The following is a 21,506-nucleotide window of genomic DNA, read 5'->3' as shown; positions in this document are numbered from 1 at the left end:
CCGTTTGAGGCCCCGTTGCGGCCAGAAAGTGATGGTTGATCAGCGCTTGCTGTACTGAGGCGCCTTGCGGGCCTTCTTCAGGCCGTACTTCTTGCGCTCGGTGGCGCGCGGGTCACGGGTGAGGAAGCCGGCCTTCTTCAGCGCGGGCCGGTCCTCCGGCTGCGCCACGATCAGCGCCCGGGCGATGCCCAGCCGCAGCGCGCCGGCCTGGCCCGAGGGCCCGCCGCCGTGCAGGAGGGCGAAGATGTCGAAGTTCTCCACCCGGTCGACCGTGACCAGCGGGGCCTTGATGAGCTGCTGGTGCACCTTGTTGGGGAAGTAGTCCTCCAGGCTGCGGCCGTTGAGGTCGAACTTGCCGGTGCCGGGCACCAGGCGCACCCGCACCACGGCCTCCTTGCGGCGGCCGACGGTCTGGATGGGCCGGTCGAAGACGAAGGACTCGGCGGCCGCGGGGGCGGGCGCCTCGGCCGGGACGTCCGGGGTTTCCGGGGTGGCCGTGGTTGCTGAATCCTCCAGGGCCTCGGTTGTTTCGGTCACTGGGCCACCTGCTTGATCTCGTACGGAACCGGCTTCTGAGCGGCGTGCGGGTGCTCCGGGCCGGCGTAGACGTGGAGTTTGCGCTGGATCTGACGGCTGAGCTTGTTCTTGGGCAGCATCCCGACGATCGCCTTCTCGACGACGCGGTCGGGGTGCTTTTCCATCAGCTCGCCGGTCGTGCGCGAGTGCAGGCCGCCGGGATACCCCGAGTGGCGGTAAGCCAGCTTGCTCTGCAGTTTGTCGCCGGAAAGGGCGACCTTGTCGGCGTTGATGACGATGACGAAGTCACCGCCATCGACATTGGGGGCGAACGTCGGCTTGTGCTTGCCGCGCAACAGGGTGGCTGCCGCGACGGCAAGGCGGCCAAGCACCACGTCCGTGGCGTCGATGACGTACCACGACCGCGTGGTGTCACCCGCCTTTGGCGCGTAGGTGGGCACAGCGCTTACCTTTTCTTTCTCGAGGTGGATCCCGGGTCGAGCCGGGTGCCGGTCAGGCGTTCGCGGTTGGGGTGAGTCTCGGCGACCGACATTGACCCGAGGCCCCGGCGTACCGCACGCCAACGGTGCAGCTTACCGACGGGTGTCCCCGCAGGTCAAAACGACTGTGTGGCCCCGACGGCTCTCCCCCGCCGGGACCACACAGACGACTATGGGCGCGGCTACCCTCCCCAGACGTGCGCCGCCCGCCGATCGGCGTCCGCCACCTGGTCCGCGCCGTCGCGCACCGCGTTTCCCAGATCGACCAATATCTCGTTGAGGGCGGTCGCCGCCTGGTGCCACTTCTGCTGCTCAACCTGGTAGGCGGCCGCCGCCTCGCGGGTCCAGAGCTGCTGCAACGGGGTGATCTGCGACCTCAGTTCTTCCAGCGCCGCATTGAAACGGGCCGACGTGGTGTGGATTTCCTGGCGAACCGAATACTCGATTTCGCCGAAGTCATAGGAGAGCGAAGATTCCACGGATGATCCTCTCGATCACAGTTGTCCGCCGGCGGCGGCAATGTGGCCTGCGTGGTCGTTTCCGGCCTCCTGCAGGCTGGCCGCGTTGTGCCGAATGGTCTCGCCTATCGCGTGCAGGACGTGATAGAGCCGCAACGACTCGGCGTTCCAGCGATCCACCACATCTTTGAAGCGCCCGGCCGCGACCCCACCCCATACCGATGGCGGCACTCCGCTCATGCGGCCGATGAACGCTTGCAGCATGGCCCGGATTTCGTCGTTGCGGGCGTCCGTCATGCCCGCGACCGACCGCATCAGGTCGAAGTCTGTGTTCAGTGTGTTCGGTGCAGCCATATTGAGTTCGACCCCGGCGACGCGCATTTGGTTCCACTCGATTCGCACTTCATCCGATGGCGTGGGCGGACCGCACCGCCTGCTCGCAGACCATGCGGACGGTCTCTTCCCTCCCGGGCCGGCTCTGGCATCCGAGGCTGATCCGGACCGGCCCGTCCAGCAGCACCGTCCACCACACGTGATGGCCGGCGCGGATCTCGCGGTAGGTCACCGCCGTCCTGCCGGCGCTGGTCCCCGAGGGATTGAAGTCGACAAACACACCTGCGGGCTCGGCGTCGATCGCGCGTTTCAACCGCTCGGCGGTGCCACTCAAGGTCTCGCCCGCGACCGGTGACTGAGTAACGTGGAGCGCCACTTGCGGATCGGATGGGGAAGTCAGCTGCACCCGGGCCGAACCCGCCCCGGAGACCACCCGTTGAGCGGGCCAATCCGCGGGCACCGTGAGGGCGACCCGGCCTTCCACCAGGAATGTTGTCGGCACGGCTGCTACCGGCGGCGGGGTCACGGTGCTGTGCCGGCTCACGGTGACGACCGCCGGGGCCGCCGCGGCAAGCACCATGGTGGCCGCGCCGAGACCGCTCAGTGCCCGCGCGCTCGGTCGGACACGAGCGCCGGGTCGGAGTGGCTCAGTCGGCTCGTCGGATTCGGACGCCACGGATCGGGCCAACCCGGCCAGCCGGGCATCGTCGATTAACACCACCGCCTTTCCGTTGCCGCGCGCCGCATCAGCGATCGACGCCGCAAGGGGCGCCGCGCCGGCGACGGTCCCCGGCGTGTCGACGAGGACGGTGGCCGCGGGCATGCCCGCGAGGACGGCCGCCACCTCGTCGGCGACAGGACGCGGTTGCGGCCGACGCGGTATGGCGACGGCTTCTGCGCCACCGATCACCACCATCCGTTCGGTGATCTCCACGACCACCGTCGATTCCGTATCGGCACCGGCAGCCCGCCTCAGCAACCACGACCGGGGCCGCGCCAGCACCCCACCGAAGACGGTGGCCGCCGCGGCGCTCACCACCCCGACGCGCGACGACGACCACCAGGACGGATACACCACGACGATGCCCTCACCGCACGCACAGGCCACCGATCGCAGCGCATCCCTCCATAGCGAAGCGACGGCGACCGGGCGCTCGCCCACCAACGTGACCTGATCGTCTATCGCGCCGAGCGCCGCCCCGATGATCTCGTACCTCTCGTCCTCAGTGACCGCGCTTGCCCCGCAACACAACCGGCGGACCGTGCCGGGACCTACTTCGATGACGCTGCGATGTGCGTTCACGGCTGACTCCATGCCACCTGGACGAGCTGTTCGTCGCCCGCGCTGGTGTGCAGGACACCACGGCCGGGCGGCAATCGCGCGGGGCGAGCGGACCCGAACGGCGCGTGCTCACCGGGGGATCCGCTCATCATCAGCGTCGTGCAGCCGTGGTCACGTACGGCCGCCAGCAGGGGCTCGAATAACGCGCGCTCCGCCCCGCCGCTGCGTCGTGCCATGACCAGATGCAACCCTAGATCCCTTGCAAAAGGCAGGTATTCGACAATCGGCGCCAGCGGATTGCCTGCTGCGCCGGCGACCAGATCGTAATCGTCGACGACGAGGTAGATGTCGGGCCCAGACCACCAGGACCCGGTTCGCAATTGGGCCTGGCTCGCGTCGGCCGGGGGCATTCGGCGCCGCAACAGGTCGAGCAGGTCTGGCAGCATTCCGGTCAGCGTGCCCGGCGACATCGCGTATCCCCCGAGATGATCGGATTCGACCACACTGAGCAGTGAGCGCCGAAAATCGACGATCACGAGGTGGGCCTGCGCGTGGGTCTTGGTCCGGACCAACTCGCGGCACAGCGTCCGGAGTGTCGCGGTCTTACCGCAGCCCTTGTCGCCGAGCACGAGAAGATGAGCGTGCCGGCCGAATTCACACAGCACCGGCTGCAGCCGATGCTCATCGATGCCCAGGACGATGCGGCCTCCCGCCCGGGCTACGACGGCCTCGCGCGATATCATCCTGGGCAGCAGGAGTATTGGGGGCGCACGAAATTCAGTGCGAGCGATCTCGGCCAGGGGCAAGGCGATGATCATGTGCGACCCGTCGCTGGAAAGACCGCGACCCGGTGCGCCCCGGGGCACGTGTTGGGCCGCTTTTCGGTCCACCTCGGAATCGGCCGGATCACCCAACCTCAGCTCGATGCGGGTGCCGATCTGGTCCCGCAATGCGGGCCTGATCTCGGCCCACCGCGACGCCGACAACACCACGTGCACGCCGAACGAAAGTCCTTGCATCGCAATGGCGGTGATCGATGCCTCCAGTGTGCCGAATTCCTCACGTAGGGTCGCCCAGCCGTCGACCAGAAGGAAGACGTCCCCGAAAGTATCGGTGTCGGGCAGCTTGCGCTGCGCCCGCAGCTGCCGGTATTCCGCCATCGACCCGATCCCGTGCTCATTGAAGATGGCCTCCCGTGAACGGATGACCGACTCGCACTCGGCCACGATCCGCGCGACGAGTCGCTGTGCGGCCCGGCCGGCGACCGCACCGACATGCTGGATTGTCCGCGTCGACCTCAGCGCCCCGCCGCCGAAGTCCAGGCAGTAGAACTGCACCTGCCGCGGGTCGTGTGTGGCCGCCAAAGCCGTGATCAGCGTGCACAGAGCCGTCGACTTGCCCGACTGCGGCGCGCCCACGACCGCCACATTGCCTGCGGCTCCGCGCAAATCGACCATCAGCGGTGTTCGGGACTGCTCGAAGGGCCTGTCGACGATGCCGAGCGGAACGGTCAGGGCTGCCGACTCGAGAGAAGCGTCGCGAAGCACGGTGCGCAACGCCGGCGCCGGGCCAAGCGGCGGCAGCCAGACTTGGTGTGCTGGCGGTCCGTGGCCGGACAACCGGTCCAGGACCGCGTGCAGCACCGTGCGCTCGGCCGACCCACCGGTCTCGACCGCATGAATGATCGCGCCGACCCTCTGTGTCCCGAACGCGCGCACGGACGGCGCGGACGCGGGCGTCGCGACCGGCGTACCGCCCGGCGGCGGTCCCGAGACGTACGCGGCATGGAATCGGGTCAGCTCCCCGTCGCTCGTGCGCAGGTAACCCACCCCAGGAGTATTCGGCAGTTGATGGGCATCGAGAGTTCCCAGCACCGCCCGTGATTCACCGGCTGACAGTGTCTTCAAACAGAGCCGATAGGACAGGTGGGCGTCCAGCCCGCGCAGCCGCCCCTCATCGAGTCGTTGGCTAGCCAGCAGCAGATGCATGCCCAACGACCGGCCCAGCCGTCCGATCGCCACGAACAGGTCGGCGAAATCCGGATGTTGGCTCAGCAACTCGGAAAACTCGTCGACAATGATGAACAAGGTGGGCAGGGCCGTCGATGCGGCGCCCTCCCCGCGCGCACGTTCGTACTCCGCGGCGCTGACTCGGCCCGACGCGCGCAACAGTCTTTGCCGACGATTCATTTCACCGGCCAAGGCATCACGCATCCGGGCCACCAGCGGCGCATCGTCGTCAAGATTCGTGATGACCGCGGCCACGTGTGGCGCCCGCGCGTAATCGAGAAACGTTGCCCCGCCCTTGAAGTCGACGAGCAGCAGATTGAGCACATCGGGAGGGTTTCGCGCGATCATCCCCAGCGCGATCGTGCGCAATAGCTCGGACTTGCCCGATCCCGTGGCGCCGATGCACAGCCCGTGTGGACCCATGCCGTTTTCGGCGGCCTCTTTGATATCCAGCTCCAACCGGGTGCCGTCAGCCCGGGATCCGATCGGGACGCAGAGTCGATCGCGGTGGTCTTGGCTGTGCCACAAAGCGATCGGATCGAAACGGCCCACCTCGTCGATGCCGACCAGGCTCGTCCAAGCCACGCCGTTGTCACCGCGAAGGCCGTTGCCAGCCCGGTACATCGCCAACCGGCGGGCACATACCAGCGCATCCAGGGGGCCCAACCGGTCGGGGTCCGTCAGCGTCTGAGATTCACCTAGCGGGCTAATGGTCACCGGTGCGCCATCGCGGCCGCCGCCGATTTCGACGACGGTCGCACCCGCGAACTCGTCGACGCTGCCGTTCAGGTCGGTGATCACCACCGCGTGCGCCGACCGCGCGCCGGTGAGCGCGCTTCGCGCATCCCGCACATTCCGATACACCATCCGCACAGCGCCCAACCCATCGGCCGCGGTCGGGTGTTGGTTGTGCGGCAGCCATTTCAGCCACTCCCAGTGCCGAAGGTTCCGGTCGCTGATTGCGGCGACGATCAGCAACTGATCGGGAGGGTGCAAGACGGCAAGCTGGCAGATCATCGCCCGCAGCGTCTCCCGCGCCGCCGTCACATCTCCGTCGATCGTCACACGCGGGAGTCCACGCAAGGCGATCGCGACCGGCCCGACGATCGCGGAATGCGTCCGCAGGAAGCGTTGCAGGGCGGTGGTGGTGACCGGGTCGGCAGGCTCGCTGGTCGGCGGGGCTACCAGCCGGGTGGCCAGAGGAAGGGGCCCGGTACCGACTCGGACCAGGCAGAAGTCGGGGTCGGTCCCTCGCCGCTCCCACATTCGGGGGCCGCCGATCAGTGTCCACAGCGTGTCGGGGTCGGGCCGATTCCATGTCAGTGAGGAGCGCTGTGCGGCGGCGGTTTCGGCGATGGTTGAGCGCAGCTGACTGAGGTACCCGAGGTAGCGGAGGCGTTCGGCTTCGATGCCGCCGCCCTGGCGCCGCCCGCGCCCGGCCAGAGCTGTCACCACCGACGAGGCCAGCATCATCATCGGGAACGCCAGGACCATGGGGGTGCGGCTCCCGCCCAGCCCTGACCCGAATGCCGCCGCCACAACACTCATTCCGGCCACGGCCAGCACTACTGGCAACAGGCGCAGCAGGCCCGGCGCTGACGCAGACGGCGGGCCGGGCGGCGGATCGACAACGAGGTCCGCTGTCGCTACTTCCGGTGGCCGGCGCCGCGCCACGGGCACGAAAGCTTGGGTCATCTTGCCCCCTCCCCTTGCGCGACCGTAGGCAGCACCGAAAGCCACGACAAGTCACCTGTGGACAGCCAGAAACCCGGTGGCCGAAACCTGGCTATGTTCGCGGCAATCTGACTGAAGGGGTCACCGTTGCAAGGGACTGATCCAGGGCTGCGCCGGGTGTCGATTCATTCCGGCGCCACCGTCGCCGACCTGTCGTTACCGGCCGAGATTCCCATCGCCATCCTGACCCCGTCGATCGTCGACTTCCTCGAGGTCCGCGACGACGACGATCCGACCGCCAAGCGCTACCACCTGTCACTCCCCGGATCCTCCGTTCTGGACCCGTCGAAGACGTTGGCGCAGAACAATATTGCCGACGGCGCCGTTCTCCTACTGAGCCGGCAGCCCGTCCCGCCACCCGGCGCTCGTCACCACGACGTCGCGGAGGCCGTGGCGGAGGCGCTGACGTCGCCTCCGGAACCGGGGACGGATGCCCTACGGCGGCTGGCGGCCCAGCGCACCGGTACGGTCGCGGCGAGCTGCTCGACAGCGATCGGCGTGCTGGCGCTCGTCCGAAATGCGCTCAGCGGCAACCCCGGCCACGAGATTCACACGACGGTGGGCGTGGCGGCAGGCGCGGGCCTGGTCGCCCTGCTGTCCGCCGTGGTGGTGCACCGGGCCGGCCGGAATGCGGTCGCCGGGCTGGCGCTGAACGCGATGGCCACCGCGTTTGCAGCGGTCGCCGGTTTCCTGGCGGTGCCGGGCGCGCCTGGCGTCTGCAATGTATTGCTGGCCGCGACAGCGGCCACGGTCACCTGCGTGGTGGCGATGCGCGCATCGGGTTGCGGCGCGGTCACTTTGACCGCCGTATCGTGCGTCACGACGGTCGTCGCCGTGGCCGCACTGGTGGGGGTGATGACCGCCGCCCCGCCGGAGGCCCTGGGCGCGGGCGCCGCGCTGGTGTCGCTCGGCCTGCTCGGGGCCGCGGCGCGGGTGTCAATCGTGTTGGCGGGGTTATCGCCTCAACTGTCGCCGCCCTCGGACTTGGACGAGGCCGAAGCAAGCCGGGCCTGCCTGACGGCGCAAGCGCTCCGCGCCGACGCCTGGTTGTCGAGCCTGCTTGCGGGGTTTTCGGCCTCGGCGGCGGTCGGCGCCGTCGTCACCGTTCTGGCCGGTGCAACACGCCAGTCCTGCATGGCGTTCGGCACGATCACCGGCGGATTGCTGCTGCTACGTGCGCGTTCCGGTGCCGGCACGAGGGTGCAAACGTTCGCGATCGCGGGAATGTCGGTGGTTGGGACGACTTTCGCCGTCGCCGTCTTGGGCACAACCGGGCACGGGCCGTGGGTCGCCGCCGGGGCGGCAACACTGAGCGCCGCGGCGCTTTACCTCGGATTCGCCGCTCCGGCGATGTCGCTCTCGCCGCTTGCGCGCCGAAGCTTCGATGCGTTGGAGTGGCTGGCGCTGGTTGCGTTGGTCCCATTGGCTTGTTGGATATGCGGGCTCTATGACGCCGTCCGGGGATTGAACCTCAAGTGAGGCCGTCGCCCGCCGTCCGCCTCCTGTCGGTGTCCGCGCTGGTGTGGATGACAATGCTGGGACTGCCGCCGGCGCAAGCAGTTCCGCCACCTCAGGTCGACGACAGGTGGTTACCGAAGCCCGCACGACCGGCGCCCCCGCGGCCGACGGTGCAACGCGAGGTTTGCGCGACGATGACGACGGGATCGGCGCCTAACCGGCTAACGGACCTCCTCGACCTGCCGCGGGTCTGGCAGCTCACTCGCGGCACCGGACAACGGGTCGCGGTCATCGACACCGGTGTCTCGCGGCATCGCCTGCTAGCCGATGTGGTGCCGGGCGGGGATTATGTGTCCGGCGGCGACGGGACACAGGATTGTGATGCGCACGGCACCCTGGTCGCCGGAATCATCGCTGCGACAGCGGATTCAGGCTCAGCCGGCATTGCCCCCGAAGCCACCGTGATCAGCATTCGCCAGTCCAGCGGAAAGTTCTCCCCTGCGAGCGACCGCTCCCGCGGAGGCGTTGGCGACGTCGACACCATGGCGAAAGCCGTCCGCACTGCCGCCGATCTCGGCGCGTCGGTGATCAACATTTCCTCGGTGGCCTGCGTTCCGGTCGCGGCGGCGCTCGACGATCGCGCGCTGGGCGCCGCGCTGGCCTACGCCGTCGACGTCAAGAATGCCGTCGTCGTGGCCGCGGCCGGCAACACCGGCGGAGCCGCGCAGTGCCCTCCCCAGCGCTCGGATGCCACCTGGGAGACCGCCACGGTTGCGGTCAGCCCGGCGTGGTACGACGACTTCGTCCTGACCGTCGGTTCGGTGAATCCTGAAGGTGCGCCGTCGGGCTTCACCCTTGCAGGGCCCTGGGTGGACATAGCGGCTCTCGGCGAGGCGGTAACACCACTCGGGTCGAAACCGGTGTCCGGCACCAGTTATGCCGCGCCCGTGGTCAGCGGGCTGGCCGCGCTGATCCGGGCGCGGTTCCCGGTGTTGACCGCGCGGCAAGTGATGCAGCGCATCGAGTCGACAGCGCATCACCCGTCCTCCGGTTGGGACCCGCTCGTGGGCAACGGCGCCATCGACGCGCTGGCGGCAGTCAGCACCGACACCGGTCCACCGGGACCCACGTCTACGCCGGCCCCCGCGCCGATCGCCGCGTCACCACCACCCGCACCGCAGAGCGCCCACGCGCGGAACACCGCATTGCGCGGCGTCGCCCTCTGTCTCGCCGCGCTGGGGGTCGCGCTGGCCGCCGGTGTGGCCAGGCGGCGACTACGGCATCCCCGCGAAAGAGTCACGGGCGATTGACGCCTTCTCTCTGCTCAGCTCCGGCCCGGCCGGAAGGGTGCCCAGTACGGGCCACGGCGCCGGGTTAGCCGCCGGTAGCCCGAGATCATGCGCGGCGTCGTCGTCGTGGACCGCGAACCTCACGCCGCTGTCGGTGACCAGGTACCGCGTGCCGACTCGCACGTATGCGCTTCGGCCGGGCGGCATGTACACGGCGTCCAGCGCGGGGCCGGGGCCATCGGCCTGGGACAACATCGCCGGTACCTGACCGGCCGGTATCGGCAGCCGACCGCCGACCAGAAACCTGACGGCCGATTGGCCGTGCGGCGCGGGCTGCCACGAGACGCACAAGGCGCTGCCGTCCGACAGAGTGGGAGGCCGGTCGGGGAAGCCGGCCACCGGCAGCGCGTCGACGATCGGAGCGGCGCGAATCGCATCGGGCGCCACCGTCACCGCGTTCGCGGTGCCCTCGGAGTTGCTGAAACGCAAGAGGTCGGCGGCCACCTCTCCGATCCGCTGCACACCGGCAGCGACCACCGCGTAATACTCGTCACCCCCTGACCGTGTGATGCGCACCACACTTCCTACCGGGAAGCCCGGGAGCGCGGACGCGTTGCCGCCCGCAGCCCGGATGAGGGGTGTCCTGATCGATGGTGCCTCGGGGACGGCCTTCAGCAACGCCGGCGAGACGAGTCGCGGTTTGCGGCCTTCCAGCCGAAGCGCGCGCACGACCCCTGCGTCGGCGACGTCCACCACGGCCCGCTTCCCGTCGTAGAGCAGGTAGGTTGGCGAACCCTCGGGTGGCGCGACCAGTGCCGCCCACCCGGTGTTGAGGGGTGCTGCCGCCGCGTCCTCGGTGCGTCCCACGACGACCGTCGTCGCGCCGTCGGCGTCGCAGATCGTCCAGGCCGCTTCGTCCGCGGACAACGGAGCACCAATGAACTGTGGCGCACCCGGGATACCCAGCAGCGGGCCGCGTTTGGCGCGGGCCAGGTCTGCTTCGCGCACCGGCCGGGGGTTCGCCGCCACCGCCGCGATCAACCGGGCCGACGCGAGGTTCATGACCGGGTGCCAGGTATCGCCCACCCGTACGTACAGCGCTCCGGATTCTTGCCCCATCGCCAGTTGCGCGCCATCGAGCGCCACCCGCGGCCGCAGCAAAGCAAGGAACGCAGCCCCCGCGACGGCGATCGCCGCCAGCACGCACCCGATCGTCAGCGCCGCGGTCTGCGCGCGCGAGCCGGCGCTGAGAGTGCGGACGTCCCCGCCCAGCAACGCGCACTCCACTCGACGCAGCAGGAATCGGTAGCCGCTGATGTGCAGCCACGTGGTCGGCTGACGCGGCACTGATTCCCCCAACCTGCGTAGTCGTTGCGCATACGGTAGAGCGCCCGTCCGCGGAGACGCTTAATCGATCCACAGGTCAGCGAACTTTCGAACCGTGCTTAGGGTAGGTAAAGTTACGGCGTGTTTTCTCACCGCGTGGGTCGCTGCCTCGGGCTCGGGGCCTCTGCACTGGTCACAGCCTCTGGCCTGCTGCTGTCCCCCGCCGCGGCGCCAACAGCCTCCGCCTTCGACTGCCCAGACGTCGAGGTCATCTTCGCCCGCGGCACCAACGAGCCGCCCGGCCTGGGCCGCGTCGGCGACGCCTTCGTGGACTCGCTGCGCAAGCAGACCAACCTGAACATCCTGCCCTACGGCGTGAACTATGCCGCCAGCAAGCTGCAGCTGCACGGCGGTGACGGCGCCAACGACACGATCGACCGCGTCAAGAAGAGCGTGGAGACCTGCCCGAACACCAAGATCGTGCTGGGCGGCTACTCCCAGGGCGCGTCGGTGATGGACATCGTGGCCGGCGTGCCCATCGGCGGCATCAGCTGGGGCAACTCGCTGCCGGCGCAATACGCCCCCAACATCGCGGCGGTCGCCACCTTCGGCGACATAGCCGACCGCGCCGGCGGCACCCTGCCCACCCAGAGCGCGCTGCTGGGCTCCAAGGCGATCGACCTGTGCAACCCGCAAGACCCGATCTGCCATGCGGGTCAGGGCAACGAGTGGACCGGGCACACCGAGGGTTACGTTCCCGTGTACACCACCCAGGCCGCGGCGTTCGTCGCGAGCAAGCTACTGGGCGGCACCGGTCAGTCGGTTCCCGGATTCGGGCCGCCGCTGGGCCCCGTTCCCACCCAACCCGGCGGCCAGCCGTCGCCGGTCTACGGGCAGGAGACCCCGCCCGGGTCGCCGCCCTCCATCCACGGCGGAACCGGTCCGGCACCCGCGCCGGCCACCCCGAGCACGGTTACTCCGCAAGCACCTCTCGTCTGAATCGTTACCGGCGCGAGATCAACGCGCCCCTAACATCGTGGGGTGCGGCTCATTCCACTGACGCTGGGCGCCGGCCTCCTCGCCGGCGCCGCGATAGTGGTTGCTCCCCAACTGCTTCCGCAGGCCTTCGCCTCCTGCCCCGGCGTTGAGGTGGTGTTCGCCCGCGGAACCGACGAACCGCCCGGCGTCGGCAAGGTCGGCGGGGCGTTCGTCAACTCGCTGCGCCAGCAGACTTCTAAAAGTGTTGGCGCGTATGGGGTGAACTACCCGGCCAACAAGGACTTCCTGGCCGCCGCGGACGGCGCCAACGACGCCAGCAACCACATCCAGCAGATGGCGGGCAACTGCCCCAACACCAAGCTGGTGCTCGGCGGCTACTCGCAGGGGGCCGCCGTCGTCGACATCGTCACGGCCGCGCCCTTGCCCGGCCTGGGCTTCCGGCAGCCACTGCCGGCCACCGCCGCCGATCACGTCGCCGCCGTCGCCCTGTTCGGGAATCCGTCCAGCCGGGCGGGCGGGCTGATGAACGCCCTGACTCCGGAATTCGCCGGCAAGACCATCGACCTGTGCAACCCGGGCGACCCGATCTGCTCGGGCGGCACCCGGTGGGCCTCGCACCTGAGCTACGTGCCCGGATTGACCAACCAGGCCGCCAGTTTCGTCGCGGCCAAGGTTTAGCGGGTGCGCAAGTCCCGGGTGACCAGGTTGCGCGCCTCCAGCTGGTCATCGGGCGGGTAGTCGACGCTCGCCAGCGTCAGCCCGTGCGCCGGCGCGGCCGCGAAGTCGCTGGAACGGCTTGTGGCGGTGAGCAATTCGCGACACCACGACGCCGGGCGCCGGTGCTCGCCCACGGCCAGCAGCGCCCCCACCAACGAGCGCACCATCTGCCAGCAGAATGCGTCGGCGGTGACGTGCGCCGTGATCAGGTGGCCGTCGCGCGAGAACTCCAGGCGCTGCAGGTCGCGGATCGTGGTGGCGTTGGGCCGTTGACGGCAGAATCCGGCAAAGTCATGCAGCCCCAGCAACTCTCGCGACGCGTCGGCCATGGCGTCCACGTCCAAGGGGCGCGGCCAGGCGGTGATGTAGCGGGCCTGCTGTGGTTCCACCCCGTAGGGCGCCGTCGACAGCCGGTAGGTGTAGTGGCGCCGCAGCGCCGAGAATCGGGCGTCGAAACCCGCTGGGGCACGGGTGATGTCGAGCACCCGCACATCGGTGGGCAGGAACCGGCCGAGCCGGCGCACCAGCGGCTCGAATTCCGCCTCCCCGGCGCGTGACGAGCGCGGGTAGGCGTGCGGAAGCGCGGCCGGCGGCACGTCGACGTGCGCCACCTGACCGGTGGCGTGCACCCCGGTGTCGGTGCGCCCGGCGGCCCGCAGCCGCATGGGCGCACGGAAGACCGTCGTCAGCGCCTCGTCGAGCACTCCGGCGACGGTGCGCTGGCCGGACTGAGGTGCCCAGCCGGCGAATTCCGTCCCGTCATAGGCGATGTCGAGCCGCAGACGGACGGCGTCGTTAACTCTCGTCAGCCTCGTCGGCCTCGGCGGCCTTCTCGGCCTCGGCCCTCGCGGCGACGGCCTTGTCGGCCTTCTCCTCGGCCTTGGCCTGGGCTTCGGTGGCCTCTCCGGACTCGGCTTCCGGCGTCTCGGCCGGCTCGGTCACCTCTTCGGCCGTCGGGCCGACGGCTTCCTCAGGCTCGACCGCCGCCTGAGGTGCCGCCGCCGCCGCAACCGGAGCCTTCTTGGGCGTCTTGGCCCGGCGCGCCCGATCGGCCTCCGAGGTCACCGTCTTCTCCAGCACCAGCTGGATCACCGCCATCGGGGCATTGTCGCCCTTGCGCGGCTCGACCTTGATGATGCGGGTGTAACCGCCGTTGCGGTCGGCGAAGAACGGCCCGATCTCGTCGAACAGCTTGTGCACGACGTCCTTGTCGCGGATCTTCTTCATCACCTCGCGACGGTTGTGCAACGTGCCCTTTTTCGCGTGCGTGATCAGCTTCTCCGCGTACGGACGCAGCGCGCGCGCCTTCGGCTCGGTCGTCTTGATCTGGTTGTGCTCGAACAGCGACGTCGCCAGGTTGGCCAGCAGGGCCTTCTGGTGCGAAGACGACCCGCCGAGGCGGGGGCCCTTGGTGGGCTTGGGCATTGCACTATCTCCTCATTGGGGGCCGGCCCCCGTATCAGGTAGGGCCGGGACGGACGTCTATTACAGCTGTTCGGTTTCCGCGTAGTCCTGGTCGTCGTACGCGCCCTCGGTGGACCAAGTGCCCGTGGCCACGTCGTAACCGGCGACCTGCGACGGGTCGAAGCTCGGCGGGCTGTCCTTGAGCGACAGGCCCAGCTGGTGCAGCTTGACCTTGACCTCGTCGATGGACTTCTGACCGAAGTTGCGGATGTCGAGCAGGTCCGACTCGGTGCGGCTCACCAGCTCGCCGACGGTGTGTACACCCTCGCGCTTCAGGCAGTTGTACGAGCGCACCGTCAGGTCCAGGTCGTCGATCGGCAGCGCGAACGAGGCGATGTGGTCGGCCTCGGCCGGCGACGGCCCGATCTCGATGCCCTCGGCCTCGACGTTGAGTTCGCGTGCCAGGCCGAACAATTCGACCAGCGTCTTACCGGCCGACGCCAGCGCGTCGCGCGGGGTGATCGAGCTCTTGGTCTCGACATCCAGGATCAGCTTGTCGAAGTCGGTGCGCTGCTCGACACGGGTGGCGTCGACCTTGTAGGTCACCTTGAGCACCGGCGAGTAGATGGAATCGACTGGGATGCGGCCGATTTCGGCGCCGGAGGCCCGGTTCTGCACCGCCGGGACGTAACCGCGGCCACGCTCGACGACGAGCTCGACCTCGAGCTTGCCCTTGTCGTTCAGCGTCGCGATGTGCATCTCGGGGTTGTGCACCGTGACACCGGCGGGCGGGACGATGTCACCCGCGGTGACCGCGCCCGGGCCCTGCTTGCGCAGGTACATGGTGACCGGCTCGTCCTCCTCGGAGGAGACGACCAGGCCCTTGAGGTTCAGGATGATCGCGGTGACGTCTTCCTTCACCCCGGCGACGGTGGTGAACTCGTGCAGCACGCCGTCGATGCGGATGCTGGTGACGGCCGCGCCGGGAATCGACGACAGCAGCGTCCGGCGCAGCGAATTGCCCAGGGTGTAACCGAATCCGGGCTCCAGGGGCTCGATGACGAACTGCGAGCGGCTGTCGGTGAGGACTTCCTCCGACAGTGTGGGTCGCTGAGAAATCAGCATTTGTTTCTTCTTCTCCTTCTCGGCACCCGCTATTTGATGCCGTTGGGGGCTTCGAGCCGGGCGGCTCGAAAGTCCGTTACTTCGAGTAGAACTCGACGATCAGCTGCTCGGCGAGCGGCACGTCGATCTGCGCCCGCTCGGGCAGCTGGTGGATGAGGATGCGCTGGCGCTCCCCCACCACCTGTAGCCAGCTCGGGATCGGCCGGTCGCCCGCCGTCTCCCGCGCGATCTGGAACGGCACCGTGTTCAGCGAGCCGTCCCGCACGTCGATGATGTCGTACTGCGACACCCGGTAGCTGGGGACGTTGACGTGCACGCCGTTGACGCTGAAGTGGCCGTGGCTCACCAGCTGGCGGGCCATCCGGCGCGTGCGCGCCAGCCCGGCGCGGTACACGACGTTGTCCAGCCGGCTTTCCAGGATCTTGAGCAGCTCCTCACCCGTCTTGCCGGGCTGCCGGGTGGCCTCTTCGTAGTAGCGGCGGAACTGCTTCTCCATGACGCCGTAGGTGAAGCGGGCCTTCTGCTTCTCCTGCAGCTGCTGCAGGTATTCGCTCTCCTTGATCCGCGCGCGGCCGTGCTGGCCGGGCGGGTAGGGACGCTTCTCGAAGGCCTGGTCGCCACCGATCAGGTCGGTGCGCAGCCGGCGCGACTTGCGGGTGATGGGTCCGGTGTAACGAGCCATGATTGTCTTCCTAGACCCTTCTGCGCTTGGGCGGACGGCAGCCGTTGTGGGGCTGCGGGGTGACGTCGGAGATCGCGCCGACCTCGAGGCCCGCGGCCTGCAGCGAGCGGATCGCCGTCTCCCGGCCCGAGCCCGGGCCCTTGACGAACACGTCGACCTTGCGCACGCCGTGCTCCTGCGCCTTGCGCGCGGCGTTCTCGGCGGCGAGCTGCGCGGCGAACGGGGTCGATTTCCGCGAGCCCTTGAAGCCGACGTGACCCGACGACGCCCAGGCGATGACGTTGCCCTGCGGGTCGGTGATGCTCACGATCGTGTTGTTGAACGTGCTCTTGATGTGCGCGGCACCGTGCGGGATGTTCTTCTTTTCCCGCTTGCGGGTCTTCTGCCCCTTCTTGGGGGCAGAGGCTGCCTTCTTGGCTGGTGGCATGGGCGATTACCTGGCCTTCTTCTTGCCTGCGATGGTGCGCTTGGGGCCCTTGCGGGTGCGCGCATTGGTCTTGGTCCGCTGGCCGCGCACCGGCAGGCCGCGGCGGTGCCGCAGGCCCTGGTAGCAGCCGATCTCGATCTTGCGGCGAATGTCGGCCTGCACCTCGCGGCGCAGGTCACCCTCAACCTTGAGGTTCGCTTCGATGTAGTCACGCAGGTGGGTCAGCTGGTCGTCGGTCAGGTCCCTGGTGCGCAGGTCCTTATCGATCCCCGTAGCTGCCAGGATCTCGTTCGACCGGGTGCGGCCGACGCCGAAGATATAGGTCAGCGCGATCTCCATCCGCTTGTCGCGCGGCAGATCGACGCCTACTAGTCGAGCCATAGGTGGCGTTTCCTCTTTTTCTCGGCGGAGGTCTTTTCCCAGCCCGTTCCCGCTTCGCGGGGCCCGGCCTCCGTCCGGGCGTGGATGAGCTGGCCCATCTCTATAGATGCCAGCCGCTCAGTGGTGCTGGGAGGTCTGCATTCAGTTGTGTGAGGGGCTGCGTCTAGCCCTGGCGCTGCTTGTGACGCGGATCGGAGCAGATCACCATGACCCGCCCATGCCGACGGATCACCCTGCACTTGTCACAGATTGGCTTGACGCTCGGGTTCACCTTCACGGCTGTTCGATCCTGTTCTTTCTCGTTGTCGGAATTCGGGCTTACTTGTACCGGTACACAATGCGGCCCCGGGACAGGTCGTAGGGAGACAGCTCCACCACCACCCGGTCCTCGGGCAGGATGCGGATGTAGTGCTGCCGCATCTTGCCGCTGATGTGGGCGAGCACCTTGTGACCGTTCTCTAGCTCAATGCGGAACATCGCATTGGGCAGGGGCTCGACCACGCGGCCCTCGACCTCTATGGCACCGTCCTTCTTGGCCATAACTTTTCAGCAATCCTCGTCTTTGGTTTCGTATCCTTGTGTGCGCCCATATCGGCGCAGCATTCGCCCGACTAGAAACGTGAGCCAAGGGCAGGAAATTCCAGGAAGTTCCTAAGACAGGGCACGCAAAAAGTCGGCGCGGATGACGCACCGTTGTCCCACGATACCTGGTCAGCGCCCTGACCCAAAATCGCTGGCGGCGAAATCCGGGCCGCCGATTATCCGCCTCCTCGACCTGCCGCCGGGGCCCTGACGAGGGCATACTTAACCCCGATGACGAGTCCCGCGAGCCCCGCAACCCCATCAGTTCAGCCTCGCAAGCCGGTCCTGTTGACCGTCGACGACGATCCATCGGTTTCCCGCGCGGTCGCCCGCGACCTGCGTCGCCAATACGGAGACCGGCACCGGATCGTGCGCGCCGAGTCGGGCCCCGACGCCCTGGAGACGCTCAAGGAGCTCAAGCTGCGGGGTGAGACGGTCGCGGTGCTGATCGCCGACTACCGGATGCCGCAGATGAGCGGCATCGAATTCCTCGAGCAGGCGATGGACCTGTACCCGGCGGCGCGCCGCGTGCTGCTGACCGCCTACGCCGACACCCACGCCGCCATCGACGCGATCAACGTCGTCGACCTGGACCACTACCTGCTCAAGCCGTGGGATCCGCCGCAGGAGAAGTTCTACCCCGTCATCGACGCGCTGCTGGACGCCTGGCGCGCGGCACCCGAACACCCCATCCCGCACACCAAGGTGATCGGGCACCGCTGGTCGGAGCGGTCCTGGCAGGTGCGCGACTTCCTGGCCCGCAACGGGCTGCACTACTCGTGGTTCATGGCCGACGACCCCGACGGCGAGCGGTTGCTGAAGGCCGCCGGCGAGGACGGCCTGCGGCTGCCCGTCGTCGTCACCGAACGCGGCGACACCCTGGTCGAGCCCACCGACGCGCAGCTGGCGGACACCCTGGGCCTGACCACCACGCCGTCGCAGGAGTTCTACGACCTGATCGTCATCGGCGGCGGGCCGGCGGGCCTGGCCGCCGCCGTGTACGGCGCCTCCGAGGGGCTGCGCACGGTGCTCATCGAACGCACCGCGACGGGCGGCCAGGCCGGCCAGAGCTCACGCATCGAGAACTACCTGGGCTTCCCCGACGGGGTGTCCGGCGGCCAGCTGGCCGACCGGGCCCGCAGGCAGGCCGAGAAGTTCGGCGCCGAACTCATCACCGCCCGCACCGCCACGGCGCTCGAGGTCAACGGCCCCAAGCGCACCGTGCGGTTCTCCGACGGCGGATCGATCGACGCGCACGCCGTCATCCTGGCCACCGGAGTCGCCTACCGCCAGCTGCCGGCGGAGGGCTGCGGCGAGCTGACCGGCCGCGGCGTCTACTACGGGGCCGCCGTGTCGATCGCGTCGGAATGCGCCGGCGAGGAGGTCTACGTCGTCGGCGGGGCCAACTCGGCCGGCCAGGCCGCGATGTACCTTTCCCGCGAGGCCAAGTCGGTGACCATCGTGGTGCGGGCGCCGTCGCTGGACGCCTCGATGTCCTACTACCTCATCCAGCAGATCCAGCAACGACCCAACATCACGGTGCGCACCTGCACCGAGGTGCGCCGCGCCGTCGGGGACGACCACCTGGAGCGGCTGACCCTGGTCGACAACCGGACCGGAGACACCGAGGACGTCACCTGCGCCCGGATGTTCATCTTCATCGGCGCCGCGCCGCGCACCGAGTGGCTGGACGGGGTGCTCGCGCGCGACAACCACGGCTTCGTCCTGACCGGGCCGGACCTGCGCAACGTCTGCGGCTGGACGTTGGACCGCCCGCCCCACCACCTCGAGACGAGCGTGCCGGGCGTATTCGCCACCGGCGACGTGCGGGCCGAGTCCGCCAAGCGGGTCGCGGCCGCCGTCGGCGAGGGGTCGATGGCCGTGATGCTGGTGCACCGCTACCTGGCGGAATCGTGACCGCGAAGGCGCCGTGCGAGCCCGACGAGCTGCGCAGCCTGTTCCTGTTCGAGGCCCTCACCGACGAGCAGCTGGCGGTGTTGTGCGCCAACGGGCACATCGAGAACTACGAACCGGGCCCGATCTGCGTCGAGGGCGAGCCGGCGACCTGCTTCTACGTCCTGATCGAGGGCGAGCTGATGATGTCCAAGCTCTCCGGCGGCCAGGACATCGAAACCAACCGCACCTCGCAGCGCGGCGTGTATTGCGGGGCGTGGCGGGCGTTCACCGGCGGGAAGCAGAAGAGCTACGACGCCTCGGTGCACGTGACCAAGCCGTCGCGGTTCTTCGTGATGGACGCGCCGGTGTTCGCCAGGTTCATGAAGGACCAATTCCCGATGGCGGTCCACCTGCTCGACGGCATCGCCGTCGGCACCGACCGCACGCGCCGGATCATCGACAACCGGGAGAAGCTGTTGGCGCTGGGCCGGTTGTCGGCCGGGCTGACGCATCAGCTGAACAACCCCGCGGCGGCCATCGCCCGTGCGGCGGCCGACCTGCGCGGCCGGGTCGCCGGCATGCGGGGCAAGCTGGCGATGCTCGCCGACGGCACGGTCAGTCCCGAGGCGCTCAGCGCCCTGGTCCACCTGCAGCAGGAGGTCGCCGAGCAGGTCGCCAAGTCGGCGTCCGAGCACCTGAGCGCGATGGAAACCGCCGACCGCGAGGACGCCGTCGGCGACTGGCTGGAAGACCACGGCGTCGAGGGCGGTTGGGACATCGCGCCGACGTTCGTCGAAGGCGGCATCGACACCGACTGGCTGGAGCGGATTTCCACGGTCAGCGAGGAACTCGCGTCGACCTCGCTGGAGGAGGCGATCCGATGGATCAACTACACCATCGAGAGCGAACTGCTGATGAACCAGGTTTTGGAAGCGAGCAAACGGATTTCGGCGTTGGTCGCCGACGCCAAGCAGTATTCGCAGCTTGATCGGGCCCCGTTCCAGGTGGCCAACGTGCACGAGTTGCTGCGCAGCACGCTGGTGATGTTCGCCGACCGGTTGACCAAGGACCCGAGCAAGGAGTCCGGCAAGAATCCGGTGATCACCCTGGTCAAGGACTTCGACCAATCTCTTCCTGAAATCCCTTGTTACCCAGGTGATCTCAATCAGGTGTGGACCAACATCATCGACAACGCCATCGCCGCGATGCGCGAGGAGGGCGGCACGCTGACCGTCCGCACCTGCCGGGAGGGCGAGAACATGGCCCGCGTCGAGATCTGCGACACCGGACCCGGGGTGCCCGAGGAGGTGCGTGAGCACATCTTCGAGCCGTTCTTCACCACCAAGCCGTTCGGCGAGGGCACCGGCCTGGGGCTGGATCTGGCCTTCAACATCGTCGTCAAGAAGCATCGAGGGGACCTGCGCGTGGAATCGGTCCCCGGCGACACCCGGTTCATCGTGCTGCTGCCGCTCGAGACGCCGCCGCCCGTGGATGTAGACGTTCCGGAATAGCCGCAACGCGCCCCCGGTTGGGAACAACCATGACCGATGCAGCGAGCAAGCCCAATCTCGGCCGGTTCGGATCGTTCGGACGCGGCGTGACGCCACAGCAAGCCAAAGACATCGAATCCCTCGGATACGGGGCCGTGTGGGTGGGCGGTTCACCACCGGCCGAGCTGGCCTGGGTGGAACCCATCCTCGAAGCGACGACCACCCTGCAGGTGGCCACCGGCATCGTCAACATCTGGACGGCCGCGGCCAAGCCGGTGGCGGAGTCGTTCCACCGCATCGACAAGGCCTACCCCGGCCGCTTCCTGCTCGGCATCGGCGTCGGCCATCCCGAGGCGCACACCGAGTACCGCAAGCCTTACGACGCGCTCGTCGAATACCTGCAGCAACTGGACGACTACGGGGTGCCCGCCAACCGACGGGTGGTGGCCGCCCTGGGCCCGCGCGTCCTCAAGCTGTCGGCGGAGCGCGCCGCCGGCGCGCACCCGTACCTCACCACGCCCGAGCACACCGCTCAGGCGCGCGAGTTGATCGGCCCGTCGGCATTCCTGGCTCCCGAGCACAAGGCGGTGCTGACCACCGACCCCGAGAAGGCCCGTGCGGTGGGCCGCAGGGCGCTCGACATCTATTTCCAGCTCGCCAACTACCGCAACAGCTGGAAGCGGCTCGGTTTCACCGACGAGGAGGTCACCAAGCCTGGCAGCGACCGCCTGGTCGACGCGGTGGTGGCCTACGGCACGCCCGATGCGATCGCGGCGCGGCTGAAGGAGCACCTCGATGCGGGCGCCGACCACGTGCCCGTGCAGGTCCTGACGAAGGATGAAAACCTGGTTCCGGCTCTGGCCGAATTGGCCGGGCCGCTCGGACTGAGCTAGCAGAC

22 protein-coding genes and 1 pseudogene are annotated in these 21,506 nt (G+C 68.5%); 8 read left to right on the top strand and 15 right to left on the bottom strand.

What is annotated here, in order from left to right:
* Positions 1-39: 39 nt before the first annotated feature.
* From rpsI to eccCa, 6 genes are all read right to left on the bottom strand, one after another.
* A complete protein-coding gene (rpsI, locus tag A5711_RS23305) occupies positions 40-537 on the bottom strand; it encodes a 30S ribosomal protein S9 (protein ID WP_067950724.1) in 498 nt (165 codons plus the stop codon).
* Positions 534-977 carry a 50S ribosomal protein L13 gene (gene rplM / locus A5711_RS23300; protein ID WP_007172542.1) on the bottom strand — a complete coding sequence of 148 codons (444 nt, stop codon included), beginning with the start codon at positions 975-977 and terminating at the stop codon, positions 534-536. The genes rpsI and rplM overlap by 4 nt, the downstream gene beginning before the upstream one ends.
* A gap of 221 nt (positions 978-1,198) precedes the next feature.
* Positions 1,199-1,495: a WXG100 family type VII secretion target gene (locus A5711_RS23295; protein ID WP_067950723.1), complete on the bottom strand. Its 297-nt coding sequence runs from the start codon at positions 1,493-1,495 to the stop codon at positions 1,199-1,201.
* Between the two features lie 15 nt (positions 1,496-1,510).
* Complete coding sequence (locus A5711_RS23290) at positions 1,511-1,828, bottom strand: WXG100 family type VII secretion target (protein WP_067950754.1); 318 nt, start codon at positions 1,826-1,828, stop codon at positions 1,511-1,513.
* 49 nt (positions 1,829-1,877) lie between these two features.
* Positions 1,878-3,110, bottom strand: a complete 1,233-nt coding sequence (locus tag A5711_RS23285) for a type VII secretion-associated protein (RefSeq protein ID WP_067950721.1) — start codon at positions 3,108-3,110, stop codon at positions 1,878-1,880.
* The gene (gene eccCa / locus A5711_RS23280; protein WP_067950719.1) at positions 3,107-6,793 is read right to left on the bottom strand and encodes a type VII secretion protein EccCa; all 3,687 of its coding nucleotides are present in this window, start codon (positions 6,791-6,793) and stop codon (positions 3,107-3,109) included. Before eccCa ends, A5711_RS23285 begins: the two co-directional genes overlap by 4 nt.
* A gap of 156 nt (positions 6,794-6,949) precedes the next feature.
* Between eccCa and eccD the strand changes: the two genes are divergently transcribed.
* Both eccD and mycP read left to right on the top strand, forming a co-directional pair.
* Positions 6,950-8,311, top strand: coding sequence for a type VII secretion integral membrane protein EccD (gene eccD, locus A5711_RS23275; RefSeq protein WP_304442483.1), 1,362 nt, complete (start codon positions 6,950-6,952; stop codon positions 8,309-8,311).
* Positions 8,312-8,358: 47 nt separating this feature from the next.
* Positions 8,359-9,600, top strand: coding sequence for a type VII secretion-associated serine protease mycosin (gene mycP, locus A5711_RS23270; RefSeq protein WP_067950752.1), 1,242 nt, complete (start codon positions 8,359-8,361; stop codon positions 9,598-9,600).
* On the opposite strand, the gene eccB is transcribed toward mycP, so the two are convergent.
* Positions 9,565-10,926: a type VII secretion protein EccB gene (eccB, locus tag A5711_RS23265; protein ID WP_067950715.1), complete on the bottom strand. Its 1,362-nt coding sequence runs from the start codon at positions 10,924-10,926 to the stop codon at positions 9,565-9,567. The genes mycP and eccB overlap by 36 nt on opposite strands.
* A 120-nt stretch (positions 10,927-11,046) precedes the next feature.
* Between eccB and A5711_RS23260 the strand changes: the two genes are divergently transcribed.
* Positions 11,047-11,904, top strand: a complete 858-nt coding sequence (locus tag A5711_RS23260; RefSeq protein ID WP_067950713.1) for a cutinase family protein — start codon at positions 11,047-11,049, stop codon at positions 11,902-11,904.
* 57 nt (positions 11,905-11,961) lie between these two features.
* The gene (locus tag A5711_RS23255) at positions 11,962-12,582 is read left to right on the top strand and encodes a cutinase family protein (protein ID WP_067950750.1); all 621 of its coding nucleotides are present in this window, start codon (positions 11,962-11,964) and stop codon (positions 12,580-12,582) included.
* On the opposite strand, the gene truA is transcribed toward A5711_RS23255, so the two are convergent.
* The 8 genes from truA to infA all read right to left on the bottom strand — a co-directional run bounded on the left by truA (position 12,579) and on the right by infA (position 17,180).
* Entirely contained in the window at positions 12,579-13,430 is an 852-nt protein-coding gene (gene truA / locus A5711_RS23250) for a tRNA pseudouridine(38-40) synthase TruA (RefSeq protein WP_082975824.1), read from the bottom strand. The genes A5711_RS23255 and truA overlap by 4 nt on opposite strands.
* Positions 13,417-14,046, bottom strand: coding sequence for a 50S ribosomal protein L17 (rplQ, locus tag A5711_RS23245; protein ID WP_067950712.1), 630 nt, complete (start codon positions 14,044-14,046; stop codon positions 13,417-13,419). Before rplQ ends, truA begins: the two co-directional genes overlap by 14 nt.
* A 60-nt stretch (positions 14,047-14,106) precedes the next feature.
* Positions 14,107-15,150: a DNA-directed RNA polymerase subunit alpha gene (locus tag A5711_RS23240; RefSeq protein WP_067950710.1), complete on the bottom strand. Its 1,044-nt coding sequence runs from the start codon at positions 15,148-15,150 to the stop codon at positions 14,107-14,109.
* A gap of 76 nt (positions 15,151-15,226) precedes the next feature.
* Complete coding sequence (rpsD, locus tag A5711_RS23235) at positions 15,227-15,832, bottom strand: 30S ribosomal protein S4 (RefSeq protein WP_067950708.1); 606 nt, start codon at positions 15,830-15,832, stop codon at positions 15,227-15,229.
* Between the two features lie 10 nt (positions 15,833-15,842).
* Positions 15,843-16,259, bottom strand: coding sequence for a 30S ribosomal protein S11 (gene rpsK / locus A5711_RS23230; protein ID WP_046182344.1), 417 nt, complete (start codon positions 16,257-16,259; stop codon positions 15,843-15,845).
* Between the two features lie 6 nt (positions 16,260-16,265).
* Entirely contained in the window at positions 16,266-16,640 is a 375-nt protein-coding gene (gene rpsM, locus A5711_RS23225) for a 30S ribosomal protein S13 (RefSeq protein ID WP_007167900.1), read from the bottom strand.
* Between the two features lie 163 nt (positions 16,641-16,803).
* Positions 16,804-16,917: a 50S ribosomal protein L36 gene (gene rpmJ / locus A5711_RS26570; RefSeq protein ID WP_003879483.1), complete on the bottom strand. Its 114-nt coding sequence runs from the start codon at positions 16,915-16,917 to the stop codon at positions 16,804-16,806.
* 41 nt (positions 16,918-16,958) lie between these two features.
* Entirely contained in the window at positions 16,959-17,180 is a 222-nt protein-coding gene (gene infA / locus A5711_RS23220) for a translation initiation factor IF-1 (RefSeq protein WP_003418601.1), read from the bottom strand.
* A 273-nt stretch (positions 17,181-17,453) separates the two neighbouring features.
* Here infA and A5711_RS23215 point away from each other — a divergent pair, with 273 nt between their 5' ends.
* From A5711_RS23215 to A5711_RS23205, 4 genes and pseudogenes are all read left to right on the top strand, one after another.
* Positions 17,454-19,139 carry an FAD-dependent oxidoreductase gene (locus A5711_RS23215; RefSeq protein WP_067950706.1) on the top strand — a complete coding sequence of 562 codons (1,686 nt, stop codon included), beginning with the start codon at positions 17,454-17,456 and terminating at the stop codon, positions 19,137-19,139.
* Positions 19,136-19,495: pseudogene (locus tag A5711_RS28120) on the top strand (cyclic nucleotide-binding domain-containing protein); the annotation flags it as partial. The gene A5711_RS23215 and the pseudogene A5711_RS28120, both read left to right, overlap by 4 nt.
* 537 nt (positions 19,496-20,032) lie before the next feature.
* Entirely contained in the window at positions 20,033-20,629 is a 597-nt protein-coding gene (locus A5711_RS28115) for a sensor histidine kinase (RefSeq protein WP_369829957.1), read from the top strand.
* A 29-nt stretch (positions 20,630-20,658) separates the two neighbouring features.
* Positions 20,659-21,501, top strand: a complete 843-nt coding sequence (locus tag A5711_RS23205) for an LLM class F420-dependent oxidoreductase (protein WP_067950702.1) — start codon at positions 20,659-20,661, stop codon at positions 21,499-21,501.
* Positions 21,502-21,506 lie beyond the last annotated feature (5 nt).

It is taken from the genome of Mycobacterium sp. E2238 (genome assembly GCF_001672665.1).
Taxonomy (GTDB): Bacteria; Actinomycetota; Actinomycetes; order Mycobacteriales; family Mycobacteriaceae; genus Mycobacterium.
Note: the sequence above shows the minus strand (reverse complement) of the source record. Positions and strands in the feature narration are given on the sequence as shown.